12 protein-coding genes and 1 pseudogene are annotated in these 14,842 nt (G+C 41.1%); 11 read left to right on the top strand and 2 right to left on the bottom strand.

The features are described 5' to 3' along the window. Nucleotides 1-496: 496 nt before the first annotated feature. Nucleotides 497-1,057 (bottom strand): annotated as a pseudogene (locus FC75_RS13255) (IS30 family transposase); the annotation flags it as partial. Between FC75_RS13255 and FC75_RS12530 the strand changes: the two are divergent. The 6 genes from FC75_RS12530 to FC75_RS10580 are packed head-to-tail and all read left to right on the top strand — an operon-like array spanning nt 1,046 to nt 9,546. Further along, complete coding sequence (locus FC75_RS12530; protein WP_225350838.1) at nt 1,046-1,180, top strand: helix-turn-helix domain-containing protein; 135 nt, start codon at nt 1,046-1,048, stop codon at nt 1,178-1,180. The pseudogene FC75_RS13255 and the gene FC75_RS12530 sit on opposite strands and share 12 nt — an antisense overlap. 10 nt (nt 1,181-1,190) lie before the next feature. Continuing rightward, on the top strand, nt 1,191-3,206 hold the full coding sequence (locus FC75_RS10600; protein WP_056989867.1) for a site-specific DNA-methyltransferase: 2,016 nt from the start codon (nt 1,191-1,193) through the stop codon (nt 3,204-3,206). A 3-nt stretch (nt 3,207-3,209) separates the two neighbouring features. Beyond that, nucleotides 3,210-6,185 carry a type III restriction-modification system endonuclease gene (locus tag FC75_RS10595; RefSeq protein ID WP_056989866.1) on the top strand — a complete coding sequence of 992 codons (2,976 nt, stop codon included), beginning with the start codon at nt 3,210-3,212 and terminating at the stop codon, nt 6,183-6,185. A 1-nt stretch (nt 6,186) separates the two neighbouring features. Further along, nucleotides 6,187-7,479: a hypothetical protein gene (locus tag FC75_RS10590; protein WP_056989865.1), complete on the top strand. Its 1,293-nt coding sequence runs from the start codon at nt 6,187-6,189 to the stop codon at nt 7,477-7,479. Then, on the top strand, nt 7,460-9,352 hold the full coding sequence (locus tag FC75_RS10585) for a DEAD/DEAH box helicase (protein WP_056989864.1): 1,893 nt from the start codon (nt 7,460-7,462) through the stop codon (nt 9,350-9,352). Before FC75_RS10590 ends, FC75_RS10585 begins: the two co-directional genes overlap by 20 nt. Beyond that, complete coding sequence (locus FC75_RS10580; RefSeq protein WP_054665179.1) at nt 9,352-9,546, top strand: hypothetical protein; 195 nt, start codon at nt 9,352-9,354, stop codon at nt 9,544-9,546. Before FC75_RS10585 ends, FC75_RS10580 begins: the two co-directional genes overlap by 1 nt. 136 nt (nt 9,547-9,682) lie before the next feature. On the opposite strand, the gene FC75_RS10575 is transcribed toward FC75_RS10580, so the two are convergent. Continuing rightward, the gene (locus FC75_RS10575; RefSeq protein WP_157698601.1) at nt 9,683-10,948 is read right to left on the bottom strand and encodes an IS1380 family transposase; all 1,266 of its coding nucleotides are present in this window, start codon (nt 10,946-10,948) and stop codon (nt 9,683-9,685) included. A gap of 228 nt (nt 10,949-11,176) precedes the next feature. On the opposite strand from FC75_RS10575, the gene FC75_RS13050 reads away from it, so the two are divergent. The 5 genes from FC75_RS13050 to FC75_RS10555 form a co-directional block, all read left to right on the top strand. After that, nucleotides 11,177-11,395, top strand: a complete 219-nt coding sequence (locus FC75_RS13050) for a hypothetical protein (RefSeq protein WP_235808743.1) — start codon at nt 11,177-11,179, stop codon at nt 11,393-11,395. A gap of 30 nt (nt 11,396-11,425) precedes the next feature. Then, complete coding sequence (locus tag FC75_RS10570) at nt 11,426-12,292, top strand: abortive infection family protein (RefSeq protein WP_056989862.1); 867 nt, start codon at nt 11,426-11,428, stop codon at nt 12,290-12,292. 60 nt (nt 12,293-12,352) lie between these two features. After that, entirely contained in the window at nt 12,353-13,147 is a 795-nt protein-coding gene (locus FC75_RS10565) for a DUF6414 family protein (RefSeq protein WP_056989861.1), read from the top strand. Then, nucleotides 13,134-14,246, top strand: a complete 1,113-nt coding sequence (locus FC75_RS10560) for an AAA family ATPase (RefSeq protein WP_056989860.1) — start codon at nt 13,134-13,136, stop codon at nt 14,244-14,246. The genes FC75_RS10565 and FC75_RS10560 overlap by 14 nt, the downstream gene beginning before the upstream one ends. A 157-nt stretch (nt 14,247-14,403) precedes the next feature. Then, a partial coding sequence (locus tag FC75_RS10555; RefSeq protein WP_162261117.1) for a transposase occupies nt 14,404-14,842 on the top strand: 439 nt, incomplete at its 3' end.

Below are 14,842 nucleotides of genomic sequence, written 5' to 3'. Positions count from 1 at the left end.
AACGTCAGCGGCCTTAGCAATCGCATAAGCCACCTTACCAGATTCCTTCGACTGGGAATAAAAGGTACATGTAAATTGAACCCGGAATGTTGATTTAACGGCGTTTTCGGGAGATGCAAAGGATATGATTGGCGGGGGAGTTGTGACGTTCCCCGCCAAAATCCCCGCCAAGTTTGGGCCGATTGAGGGCTGAGTTGGCGGGGATTTTTTTGTTTAACTCAAATCTACGAAAAAAGCGATACATGTGTCTATCTGGAGGCAGTCTATTTTTGTGCAGTCTATGTTGGGCAGTTCATTGAATTCCTAATTTATAATGGATATACTTGGACAAGGGACTACACGACCGACGATGTCTATCGTCAAAATAGCACCATAATAGAGGAGCTTACTGATGAACGAAGCGGGGAAAAAAGAATTCCCAAATTGCAAGAACAAGTTAGCCGGGGTGTTGAGACACTCCCAAGAACAGCCTGTTATCTTATGAGTGGTTCATTGTTTAGCTTACGTGTTGTGCTGAACGCCGAGTCCGGCGCACTTCGGTCTCAAAACACTCCTGGGGGATACGGTAGTCTAGCTTTCTCCGGGGAAGCCCGTTAAGACGGTCTTGGGTAGCCAGCACCTGGCTGGGACTAACATCATCCAGCGACTCGCCTTTTGGGTAGTCACGTCTAATCATGCGATTGTGGGCCTTGTTGGAGCCGTGATCGCATGAGGTGTATGAATGCGCGTAGAAGATGTCTGTATCTGTGTCCTCAAAGGCCTTATCCAGAGTCGAGAACTCCGGGCCATTGTCTGCGGTAATCGTGCGCAGACAGTCACCTCACTCAAGCTTGATTTCTCGTAACGCAAACTCCACAGAGTCCGAGTCTCGGCCGTCGATCAGTCGGAGAAGTTGGCAACGAGTCTTCCGCTCAATCAGGCTCAGGATGACGCTCTCACGGCCATTGCGTTTCCCGACAACGGTATCCATCTCCCAATGTCCGAACTGCTTGCGGCGTTCGACAGTCTTAGGACGCTTCTCAATACTGCGGCCGGCTAGGCGCTTATGCTTAGTGCTGCTTCCGTTGCTAAGTTAGGAAAAGATGCTAATGTTACTACGGATCTTTTGATGAAGATATGCACTGGCTTGGATTGCAACCTTAATGACATTTGCGAAACTGTACCAATTAACGAAGAGTAGGAGAAATTTCATGCAAACAGATAATGAAAAATACAATGAAACTGTGCAGCCGAACACGGCTTTCTTAAATGAACTTAAAGACAAGCTGCCTGAATTTTTTACCAATAATGGATCTTTTGATCTTAATAAATTTATGAGTCAGCTAAAAGATAAAAATATTAATGAACTGAGTGAAGGGTACCAACTGGACTTTATTGGCAAAGGCTATGCTCGTAGACAAGCAGGTGAAATGTCGACAACCGTCATTGTTCCTGATAAAAAACAGAATATGGGAGAAGGGAAAAATAGCAAAAACCTTTTTTTTACGGGAGATAATCTTGAAGTTCTAAGACATTTACAGTCTGCATATACAAATAAGGTTGATGTGATCTATATTGATCCTCCATATAACACTGGTAAAGATGATTTTGCTTATCCGGATAAATTTGAATACTCTGATGATAAGTTAAAAGAAATGTTTGGAATTGATGAGGATCAGGTTGAACATTTAAAGAGCATTCAGGGAAAGTCTAGTCATTCTGCATGGCTGACATTTATGTATCCAAGGTTAGCTTTGGCAAAAAGGCTACTAACTGCTGAAGGCGTGATGTTTGTTTCAATTGATGACAATGAAGTTGAACAATTAAGGGGCATAATGGATGAAATATTTGGTGAAACTAATTTCATAGCTCAGATGATAATAGATGGGACACCAAAAAATGATCCATTATTAGTTGCAACCTCACATGAATATGTCCTTGTTTATTGCAAAAGCGAGGTTGATGCAAGGAAAGTAGATGATTGGGGATATATACATCCGTTAAATAAAAAAATAAATGATATGGTTTCTGGTAAAACGAAGGAAGTTGCTGAAAGAATTCTGAAAGAATTTTACGAAAAGAACGACTTAAAGAAAGATAATATCAGCAATTATAAATATTTTGACGATGGGGGAGTTTACAGAATAGGACCTATCGACGATCCTCAGGGGAGGGGGCCTAAAGATATAAGAATTAATCCTTTAACAGGTGAGCCACTAAAAGTACCGTCGCGAGGATGGAGCTGTAATATTGAGACATGGGATCGTTGGAAAAAACAGAATCTTATCGAATTCCCACTCGATAATAAAAAATTGGCGTCTAAAAAGACGTATCTTACTCAAGATAAGTTAGAAGTTGGTAGATCAGTTTTAAAAATGCAAACTAGAAAGTCAACACAATATCTTAACAATATGTTTGACAAAAAGGGAGTATTTAAGAATCCGAAACCACTTGAGTTATTAACTTATTTATTGAGTTTGCATCAGATTGATAAGGATATGGTAGTGCTCGATTTCTTTGCCGGTTCTGCTACAACTGCCGATGCCGTCATGCAATTAAATGCTGAAGATGGTGGTAATCGTCAATTCATCATGGCGCAGCTACCAGAAAAGACTTATACAGTTAATAGTGATGGGACAGAGGTGCCAACTAAAGGTGGTAAGGCTGCCTACGACGCTGGGTTTAAGTCTATCGACGAAATTTCCCGGGAACGTATTCGTCGTGCAGCTAAGAAAATTCGTGAAGATAATGAATTGACCTTACCTGAGAACTTTGATGGTAGCTTCAAGCATTATCGAGTTGTCAAACCGATTAAACAGACGTTGGAAAACATTGAAGACTTTGATCCAAACAATACCAATTTATTTACTAATATGGTTGACGGTTTCTCTAGCCAGAGTTTAGAAGTAGCTGGAGATACGGCTGGTGAAGACACCATTCTTACTACCTGGCTGGCTAAGGATGGGTATTCTTTCGATACCAACGTTGAAGAAATTAATTTTGGCAATTACACAGCTCATCAAGTTGAAAATAATCGTCTCTACCTGATTAATGAAGACTGGGGAGCTGACCAGACCAGAGAGCTGTTAAATCAACTGGGTACTCACCAGTTAGAAGTACAGAGTGTGGTTCTGTTTGGCTATTCCTTTAACGTCGCCGAACTTCGCGAACTAGAAAATGGTCTGAAGCAGTTAGATAGTAAAGTCACTTTGATCAAGAGGTACTAAGCCATGAAGATTAAACTAGAAACTTTACAGCATCAAACTGACGCTCTGGCTGCCATTGATAAATCTTTTCCCGGAATGGATACGATGAGTAATGATCCCAATGCAAACTACATCTATGCCAATCCGCTGATTAAGTACCGCTACAACGATAAAGCTAATATTGACATCAAGATGGAAACAGGTACGGGAAAGACCTATGTTTATACCCGGATGATGTATGAATTACATCAAAAGTATGGTCTCTTTAAGTTTGTCATTGCAGTGCCTAGCCCAAGTATTAAAGAGGGTACTCGTAGTTTCATTACCAGTGATTATGCTAAACAGCATTTTAGTGAATTCTATGAAAATACTCGGGTACAATTAAACGTCATTAACGCAGGTGATTTTAGTACACGTTCAGGCCGTCGTAACTTCCCGGCACAGTTATCTGAATTTGTGGAGGCAACTAGACAGAATACTAATCAAATTGAGGTACTGCTGGTTAATCAAGGGATGCTTCATTCTAAGTCCATGCACTGTGATGATTATGATCAGACTTTGCTTGGTGGCGAAACTTCACCAATTAAGGCCATTGCGGCAACTAGACCTGTAGTCATTATTGACGAGCCGCAGCGATTCCCACGGGGTAAAAAGTTTTATGAAGATATTAAAGCAATGAAGCCCCAATTAATTGTTCGATTTGGGGCCACTTTCCCGGAAACGACAAGTGGGCGTGGCAAAAACAAGGTTACTAAGATTGATTATTACGGTGGTGAACCCCAGTTCAACTTGGATGCCGTTGATAGCTTTAATCAAGGTTTAGTTAAGGGAATCGATATCGATTACCCAGATATGCCAGAAGAGCAAGCAAGCAACTTGTACAAGGTTAAACAGGTTAAAGCTAAAGAATTGATCCTTTCCCAAGGGAAAAAAGAATATTCCCTTGGTGTTGGTGAAAACCTTGCAGATGTCGATCCAGGCTTTCAAGGGGATATTACTTATGCCGGTGGCACGGATCATGAGTTATCTAATGGATTAGCGTTGGCTAAAGACATGAAATTAATCCCGGGCACTTTCGCGCAAAGTTACCAGAAAGAGATTATTTCGCAAGCACTGGACTGCCACTTTAAAGCCGAAGAGGAAAATTTCCTACGTCCTAACTCTGAGGATAATGCGCCTAAAATCAAAACCTTGTCCTTGTTTTTCATTGATAGTATTTCAAGCTTTCGAGGAGAAAATAGCAGTAAAGGCTGGCTTGCCAAAGAATTTGAACGACTTTTAACTGAAAAATTAAAGAGACTGATTGGCCGGTATGAGATGGCAATTGATAATCGAGAAAAAGATTATTGTTCATTTTTACAAGCTACTTTAAGGAGTTTGCAATCAAAACATCAGGACGTATATGCTGGCTACTTTAGTGAAGATCGCGGCAGTTCAGATGCTGATATTCAAGCTGAAGTTGAGGATATTCTTAGTAATAAGGAAAAACTGCTCAGCTTTAAGGATAAAGATGGTAATTGGTTAACTCGTCGTTTTCTTTTTTCAAAGTGGACGCTGCGTGAAGGTTGGGATAATCCTAATGTTTTCACGATTGCCAAGTTGCGTACTTCTGGCTCAGAAATTAGTAAGATTCAGGAAGTTGGTCGTGGTTTACGGCTTCCGGTTGATGAAACTGGTCACCGTTTGAATCAGGATGAGTGGCAGAGTCGTCTATCTTTCTTAATAGGTTATGATGAACGAGATTTTGCTCAAAAGTTAGTAGGTGAAATTAATGATGATTCACCGATAAAACTGAACCAAGAAGAATTAACTGATGACATGATCAAGCTGATTGTTAAAGCCAAACAAAAAACCGACCCTAAATTTGATGAGGATCAGTTGCTTGATGATTTGGATGATCATAATGTGATTACTCGTTCTAACGAATTTAAAGAAAACGTTGAATTAGATGGTCAAACGATGACCGGCTATGATGCGTTGTGTTATCTTTATCCAGAATTAGTCCAAGAAACTAAAGTTGCTAAGGATAAGGTTCGAGATAAAAATTCAAAAGACAGCACAACTGTTAAGTTACGCAAGCAAAATTGGCAGCAATTGAAGAATTTGTGGCTGCAATTGGCTAAGCGGCAAATGATCAAGTTTGATCCATCGGTTAATCAGGATGCAGAAACTGTGGCTCGTGATGTCTTCAATGATAGTGATAATAAGATTTTCGTCTTGCAACGGCCACAGATGGTCCATCAAGAAGTGGTGACTGATAGTAGTTCAGCGTCTGTTCGAGAAACGCAGGCGGATTATAATACTGAATATTTGACCATGAAATATGGTAAATTTCTTAAGATTCTTGCCCAACAAACAGATTTATCAGTAAACTTGCTGAACAACCTGATGATTAAGGCAATTAAGAGATTAAGAAACAATACTAATTACATTAATGAAAAAACATTGGGTAACTTAATTCGAACCTTTAACAATCAGTTTAACGAACGAATCAAGACGTCATATAGCTATGAACCTTTGAAGTTTTTGGCTTCCACCTCGATTTACAATGCCAAGAAGCAAGAATTTGTAGATTCAGTTCCTGCTAGCGTACTTGGCGTATACCAATCAAATTCAACTTCTGATGAAAAGTACTTGTATGATCGACCACCGCTGCGTTATGACAGTGCTGATCCAGAATTAAAAATTTTGCAACGGTCGTATGGTCCGAAGATTAGCGTCTTTGGGAAATTACCAAAAAAGGCTATTAAGATTCCGCGTTTTGATAATGGAACGACTACACCCGACTTTATCTTTAAGATTGAACATGGTAATAAGCCAATTTATTTAGTGATTGAAACTAAAGCTGAAAACATGCGGTTGGGTGATGAAGAGATTCGAATTATTCAGCAAAAGTACTTTGATCATTTGCAGGAAGCAGGAGTTTATTATCGAATGGCTACTAGTGAACAAGAGGTGCATGACTTGATTAATAAGTTGGAAAACGGGGAGTTGAATTAGGATGCTGTCGCTAATTGAATTAGCTAAAGAAGGAAATTTAGAGAAGACAGGAGCTAAGCCTAAGCTACCAATTAAGGTGGATGGTGTTAGTTCCGAGACGTTGGATGTCTATAAAATTCCGTTGGAATACCTTTATTACAATGATAAGAATGGTCGGATCGCAACAGGCATTTCTCAGTATCATGATGAGCTGCACCCAGCAAATGACCATGGAGACCCACAATATAACAATTTTATTGCTAAGTTAATTGAGCAGGATAATTCATCAGCATTGAAACGAACAGAAAAATCAATTCAGGAATCTGGCCAGCAGGTTTATGGCTACGTACTTGATGATGGCCGGATCGTTGATGGTAATCGTCGCTTTACGGCCTTACGTGATATTCATCAATCAACTGGTAAGACAGTTTATTTTGAAGCAGTCGTTTTGCCATTCTCATATAACAACACTACTGAACGTGTCAAAATTAAAAAGCTTGAATTGGCTATTCAGATGGGGGTTGAGGAACGGCAAAATTATGACCCGGTTGATCTAGCGGTTGATATTTATCAAACTACCAGTGGTGATGATCCAATTATGACCCAGGCTGATTACGCAGCCGATTCTCATATGCGCCCAACAGAAGTAAAAAAATATTATGACGGTGCAGTCTATATGAAGAAGTTTTTGGAATTCATTGGAGCACCTGAAAACAACTTCAATATTATCAAGGAAAGTAAAGTTTGGACCCTTTTCTATGAAATGGGTAAATCCCTATCTAAGAACTTTGGTGATGATCCAGAATCACAAGTTCGCAAAAATGAAACCATGAACTCCTATTTTGGTGTGATTCTTTATCAAATCCATGTAGGTGTTAGCGGCAACACTGCACGTAACCATATTCGCGAGTATAGTAAAAACGTAGTAAATAGTGTTGATAATGAGGATTTTAATGACGATGTAGCAGATATAGTGGATGATCTGTCTGATTCCCTGCAAGATGATGAAATTCATACCACTTCTGATTTAATGCAAAGTTTAACTGATGAAAATGATACGGTTGAAACCCTAGGAGATACTTTTGATACTTATATGCGGAACGCACGGAACAGTGAGTCCGTCGATAAATTCATTCGTAACATTAAGCAAAATGTGAAATATTATCATGACTTAAACGAAGATGGTGGCCTCATTGGGAGCCTTCGTTATAACGAAGTGAGTGAAGACCAGTTAAAAGAGTTGCAAAAATACATGCGTGACTTGAATCAACTAAGTAAGGAGTTGTTCAGTAAGTATGGAGACGAAATCAGATAGTCCAATCATTATTAAGAATAATGACGGTTTCTTCCAACTACTAGATGATAGTAACCATACACTGGAGTCAAAGACAGCTCAGCATGGCTTAGCTATTTTTAGGCCGTACTTTGAAGATCCGAGACAGCGAACCTTTAAGGAAGATTTAACTTACGTTCAACTGCTTGAATTAGTTAAGAAACTTAATAGGCGTCTGCAACGTAAAGGGTTACCTGAGGTTCAGACTAGCAACAAGTTTAATCATTTTGTTCAACAGAGTCAGTATTATATTAAGGAACAAAGTCAGGCTGGTTTAACTATTAAAGATGGTGATCCTCGCTGGCAACATGAGTTTGATAACTTCAAAGCGGTCGTTAGTCAAGAAATTACGCGTCCGCTTAAGCCAGAGCAAGAAAAAGCTAGCTTCTTCATGACTATCATGAAACGAGCGGCTAATTTTTCAGTGCCCGGTGCTGGTAAAACTGCGATGATGTATGGTACTTTTGCTTATCTTTCTAGTCCGAGAATAGATGAAGTTAATAAACTGTTAGTAGTTTCACCATTAAATGCTTTTGCTGCTTGGCGGACGGAATTTGAAGCTGTATTTGGTCCGAAGCGTCAGCTGCATTATCTCAACATGCGGGATAAGAAATATAACAATAATGTCGGCGCTATTAAGCATGATTGGGTTGAAGCTGATGTAATTACCATCAACTATGAATCTTTACAAAGTAAGCTGAACATTATTAATGACTTACTGGATTCAAAAACCATGTTAGTTTTTGATGAAGTCCACCGGGTAAAGGGCGTCGGGGGTCAACGTGCCAAGGCGGCCCTCAATTTAAGCCAGGCACCACATTACCGTTATGTTTTAACGGGGACACCAATTCCAAATGGTTTTAGAGATATTTATAATTTCTTACATTTGATGTATCCCGATGAATATTCATCATTCTTTGCTTGGGATTTAACGACTTTGAACAATATTGACCCAGAAGATGTGAATAAGAAGTTATCGCCATTTTTCTGGCGAACAAATAAGGAAGATCTGCATGTGCCTAAGCCAGATCCAGATATCATTAAGGTGGTAGATCCATCTCCGGATCAGCAGATGTTGTCGCAAGCGATTTACGAAACCGAAAATGGGACGTTGGCTACCTTTATTAGGCTACTTCAGGCATCGACTAATCCAGCTCTGTTAGCCAGCAATATCAATTACAAGGAATTAGGGTTAATTGATGGAGATTCTGGTATTTGGGACAAGCAATCAGCGGAGATTGAAAAAAAGAATGTTAGCAGCGGTGAGGTTTACAAGAAGTATGATTTAGCAAGGATTAAATCGCCTAAGTTTGAGATGGGGATTGACTTAATTGATAAGTTAGTTAGTCAGGGTAAGAAAGTCCTTGTCTGGGGGATGTTTGTCGGAACCATGCAAAAGATGACTGATACTCTCAATGGAATGGGTATCAAGACTACCTTGATTTATGGAGCTACACCAAAGCAAGACCGTGAAAAAATGATTAATAACTTCCGCACTGGTGATGCTCAAGTATTGGTTTCTAATCCTAATACGTTAGGTGAATCCATTTCGCTGCACCAAACGGTACATGATGCGGTTTACTTTGAATATAACTTTAACCTGACTTTTATGTTGCAGTCGCGAGATCGAATTAATCGTCTGGGACTGCCAGCACATCAGTACACTAGGTATTATTATTTGATGACTAAGGGTGATGTTGCTCATATGGGGTTCATTGATAATACTGTCTACAAAAAGCTGAAGGATAAAGAAAAGGTTATGATCGATGCGATTGATGGACAGTTACTTGTGCCTGAATGTACCGATGATTATCTTCAGGAGGTTAAAGATATTGTGATGGGGAGATATAAATAATGGAAACAATTCAACCAAATGGAAATATTACCTTAGCTGAACTCCAAGAAAGGGTTAAGTATATTTTAGGTTTTAAACCTAATCTAGAAAAATTATTGGATGATGATCCGCAACAAGCTGTAAAGATTGCTACGTCATTACATGAATTCATTAATAGTGAACCTGGATTATTCACCTCGGTATTTGGGACATGAAATCGCATCTGGCCGGTCTGAAAGCAACGTTTGGAGCGTTGCGAATACTGACTGAGCGGAGAAGTTGGTGATCGATGCACCACGAACAGACCGACCCAGTTTTCGGCTCGACGCACGACCTATTCAGTTATTCAGTTCAGGTCGCCAACTGATGGACTTCGTCCATGAGCCGACTAAACCAGTTCTTGTAAACATAGTTAGAAGCAAGATGAATCACCACACGACGGGCGTGCCAAGTAATCCTACCGGCGATGTGAAAGAGACTGAACCGTAGCGAGGAGATGGTTGAACGACGGTCTTCCGAGACAAAGAGCTGTTTAAAGAGCTGAACCAGGTTATAGGCAATACCGGTGATCAAGGCTCGTGCAGTGTTCCGTGCAAAAGTTGAGCTGTCTGTTTTGTCAAAGCCAAACCCGCATTTCAGCTCCTTAATTTGGTTCTCAGCATTGCCCCGCTGTCTATAGGTCTTGAACAAAGTCTCTGGAGCCTCGGAGGCCAGGCTGGTCACTACGAATGCGTGGTTCCAGGGAACTAGCTCATCTGCCGTATGAGTAGAACATACGATAACACGGCGAGCTTTACCCCATGACGCGGCCTGATACTTGAATTCGTGGTAGACGCATTTGCTCTCTTCATATTTTGGAGGGCAATCCACTAAGGCCGTTTCTGCCAGCTTCCCAAGCTTTGAATTTGCCTTGAGTCGAACCAAAAAGTCGACGCCATGTGTGTCGCACATCTCGTAGAATTTTGGCGCAGCAAACCCCGAATCGCCTCGAATGATGACGCTGGTGCTTTGAGGGAGCGCCGATAGGCGCGAAAAAGTTGTCTCGACGAACTTATCAGCTTCCTTGCCGGTGTACTCATTGCCAGGGCGCATCAAGGCGTCTAAGAGCAACCCGGACTCTTGATCAAATACAACCTGAGGGTGATATCCATAGGCCATATAGTGAGCGTTGAAGGCGGACCGTTCTTGATTACCGAAAGTATCACAATGCGTTGAGTCTATATCCAGCACGAAGCGGGATTGACCACTAAGACGGAAAGCCAAGGCGGCTACTTGCCAGATAAGCTTCCGAAAGTCATCTAGGTCGGCGTCTTCAAGGCGCTTGAAAAACCGTGAAAGTGAGGGCTGTGAGACTAGCCGAGAGCTACCCAAGGTGGCCGCCAGTACGGGATCACGTTGCCAGTCATTGGCACTACTGTCATGTAAATACCCAGCAACGTCGAGCAACAATTTTTCCAAGAAGATGTCGATCATCGAGGCCTTCCAGAATCGTCGTTGGTCTGGTAACTTGAGGCACTGATTGGCAAGTTGCCTAAAGTTGATACGATGAAGAAACTCTTGGAACAAAACGAGCCCGGCGTCATTTGAAAGTTGACCGCCGTCGGCGGTCACAGTCACATTGGTATTGCATTGCAGGGATAAGCTGGTTAAAGTTGAGATGGTGTGAAGCCTCGCTTTCGTGATGGTTTTTATCGACTCAACCTTAGCATATAGGCGCACCCAATGGGTGAAACACCAAAGCAGCGCAGTCCCGTGTGAATCGTGGGATTGCGCTGCTTTTTTGAAATTCTATGAATAATCCAGGGTGAAGAGAAGGAATTGTCTAAAGTACGGTATGATCAATTGATGTTAGATAACAATTACTTATCGAATTACAGAGCATTCGTCGAGGAATTTAGGCAATTTTCTGGGAAGATTACGAAGGACAATTTACATAGCTTTATTTTTGAAATTACTTCTGCTCATAGTTCAACTGAATTGAGAGGTCCTGAAAAAATTACACCGCACAAATTTGAGCCAGTGCCATTGCTGGAGATTTTTAGAGAAAAGCACGTTCCTGAATGAGTAATGGGGTGCATAGGAGGGACAAACGTGATGAATCTTCAGGATTTCAGAACCAGAGCAGATGTATTTCTGGTTGGTGGCATTCAAGAAAAGTTTATTGAGATGACCACAAAGTATAATGAGGGCAACTACGGTGATGCTGTTGCGATGGCAAAGACGCTGGTTGAGTCTACGTGCGCGTACGTCTACCATGCCGTCACAAATAAAGAAATTGAGGAAGATAAGGGGCATGTTCAAGTTACTGGCAATTATACAATTGGCATGTACGCGGCGGTGCGTGAAACGCTCCGTTTGTTTGCTGCTCAGTTACCAAACTTCGAACAAACCGAAAAAATCGCAACGACTACCTGTGATTTAGTGCAAAGTATCGCTGATCTTAGAAATTCTGCAGCCGCGGCGCATGGAGGACGTACACGAAGCATTCCTCCTGCAAAATTGGAGGCGTTACTAGCTATTGAAATTTCGGAAGATCTAGCGGCTACGCTGCTATTGATGTTGCATAAGTATCAGTATCCGGATGATTTCAACGTGATAGGCTCGTTAATTGATAAAACGGATGATATGGAGTCCTACGTTGATGTAAATGATACAGGGCGCTATGTAGTTGATAGCCCGCAGTTTAACATTGGGTATACTGTGATACAGTCGATTATACAGAGCGTCGATTATGAGGTGAAGAAGCTACCAATGAATCAAAACGTCGATGCTGAACACATTAAAGATATTGTGATGGATTATCTTCCAAAAGATGCAAAGTTTGAAGGAATGGAGTCTGACCAGATGTATAAATTTTATTCCGAGGTGCATGACACACACTATTCAGCAGTCTTTACTGATCTGAATCCGGGAATGATTCTTACAATTAGTTCATTTGATGAGACTTTATACAACGCGTGATTCTTGGATAAGTAAGGTACAGCACATATAAATTTTTCAAAGAATCGGGAGAGGGCCTTTATGAAAGTAGTATATTTTGATGAGTCTTCCGCAATTGATTACCTGACTATTTCCAACCACGGACAGCGGTCGACATCTTCGCAGACTGAAAAAACAGTTGAGGGTTCCACATCGGCCGATGTAAAGGTTAAGTCAAAGCTGGGGAAATGGCTTTCCGTAATTCCAGGAATAGAAATTGATGGTGAAGTCAATTTGAGTGGTAAAGTAGCCGCGGACAAACTGGTTAAATCTTCGGTAACAAGTGCGGTGCTTTCAGATTTTCTTGAGTCTGCAGCCAAACCATCTGATGAAATTGTTAAACTCGAAGATTACAGTCTATCTCTTTATAAAGGATCAATTGAATACATTCAATCGATTTCCCCGTATTTGATGATGACGAATGGAAAGCTTGATATAGATGGTGGGGTCCAGATAGAGGCCAATAAGATTTATGACGCTCTTAAACTTGGAAAGGGATATTACGAATTGGTGGGGCGCAAGCCTAATGAATTGAAATATAGTGCTATCTTCAGATTCAATAATGCCGCGTTCCAACATAATTACGGAATTTCTGACCTAACAAGCATGCGGCTTGTGTCGTATGGGGTGAAGTCAGGGAATAAATTGCTTAGTACACTTAATTTTTCAAAATCATTTCAAGAACCAACAGCGACTGAGCCGGTGACGTCACTAACTCATAATCTTGAGACAGATTCAAAGATTGAGAAGAAGATTGATAGATTATCCGACATGGTTGAAGCCGGGTTACCGATGTTTGATATTATCTTAACGGGAATTGTAAATGAGAAAAATTAAATTAGTAATTGGCCCGAGGAGTTTCTTTGACAAACAAATAACTATGCCTGATCTGATAGCACTAGAGACATATGTTACGTTCTATGATCAGACTAATCACAACGTAATCGAGGCCGCAGATGAAGATAAGTTTAGACAAAAGCTATCGGGTAAGACTCTCTATGGAACTTCTGAGTCTTTTGCGGCAATAACTCAGTCAGGAATTGAAACTTTATCAGAGAGTTTACGATTGGCAGTGGAATTTGCAGAAAACATTGTTCTTCAGAATCCACCGAGAGTCGTCGTCCATCAACTAATGGCATCTTATCCAGATAAAACAGAGGTATTGAAAAACAAATCTTTGGAAATCTCTAAAGATGACATCAAGGAATTCTATGAAAAATTTCCCGAGAATATATATTCACAAAGGAATGCATTGCAGACTTTATTCACTGTACTAACTGAATATCAGCATCGTAGCAATCACCATATACCGCTTGTTCTGATGTTTTATGGGCCCTCTGGAGTTGGAAAAACCGAAGCAGCGAATCTGTTGGGTGAAATACTGAGTGGCACGTTGTCGCGGCAACAGTTATCAATGTTCCAGAATCAATCGGCAGCAGATTATTTATTTGGCGCCGAACATAGTCAACGTAGTTTTGCGCGGGACCTTGCGAATCGGGAATCCAACGTAATTTTGCTTGATGAATTTGATAAAGTAAGCTCAGGATTTTACAATGCATTCTATCAATTGTTTGATGAGGGTGTTTTTGAGGACAGAAATTATCACGTCGAGACGGAGAATCTGATTATTATTTGTACAGCAAACTTTGAAAACATTGAGCAAATTAGACAGACGCTCGGTGATGCAATGTTTTACCGCTTTGATGCATTTATTGAATTTACCTCATTGAATTCGGATGCATTCAATCGAATTGTGCACGATGTCGTAACTGAGATATGGGGTGAGCTTAGTCAAGCAGAACAATCAATTTTCAAGACTAAATCTGATTTAGTAAATCTGTTCAAACAAGATATTCCATATTTCCAGAACTATCGACACGCAAAAAAACTCATGCGCCAGTTCGTGTACGAAAGGGTGGCATTGCATTCGCTTTAGATGGGGAGTTCTATGATAGTGTAGTGGATACTGAATATTTGTAAGTGCCTGGTTTTCATGGGAACCGTTCCGTTACTGTCGTATAATGAATGCAGAGGAATTTCCTGTTTTTGGCAGTTTCCCTTGCACTTGTCATCTCGTAACGGAGGATTTATCCATGGTTTATCGGCATACTGACGTTCAACTATCTTTCGAATCGTTTGATTGCGGCCTGGGCACATCACTCAGCCCTGATAACGAGTGGGTGAAGTTAGCCTCGCTCATTCCATGGCAGAAGCTGGATGAAGCATACCAATCTGTCTTTAATAAGAGTGCCGGACGTGCTGCAAAACCATTTCGCGAGTTGTACGGTGCCGAGCTGATCAAACAGCGGACACATTTATCAGACGCGAAGCTGGTGGAGGCCATTCGCGACACGCCAGCGTTTCAGTACTTCATGGGAAGAACACGTTACGAGGCCAAGATTCCTTTCAATGCCTCAACTTTGACCTACTTCCGCCGTCGAGCCTCTAAGATCTCCGACTTGATTCGCAACATCATTGAAGGCGGCCATCGGAATTTACCACCTCTGCCAAACTTTTTACCACCTTCTGCCA

This window comes from Lacticaseibacillus camelliae DSM 22697 = JCM 13995 (assembly GCF_001436615.1).
GTDB classification, from domain to species: Bacteria; Bacillota; Bacilli; order Lactobacillales; family Lactobacillaceae; genus Lacticaseibacillus; species Lacticaseibacillus camelliae.
This window is presented reverse-complemented; position numbering and strand designations above follow the sequence as displayed.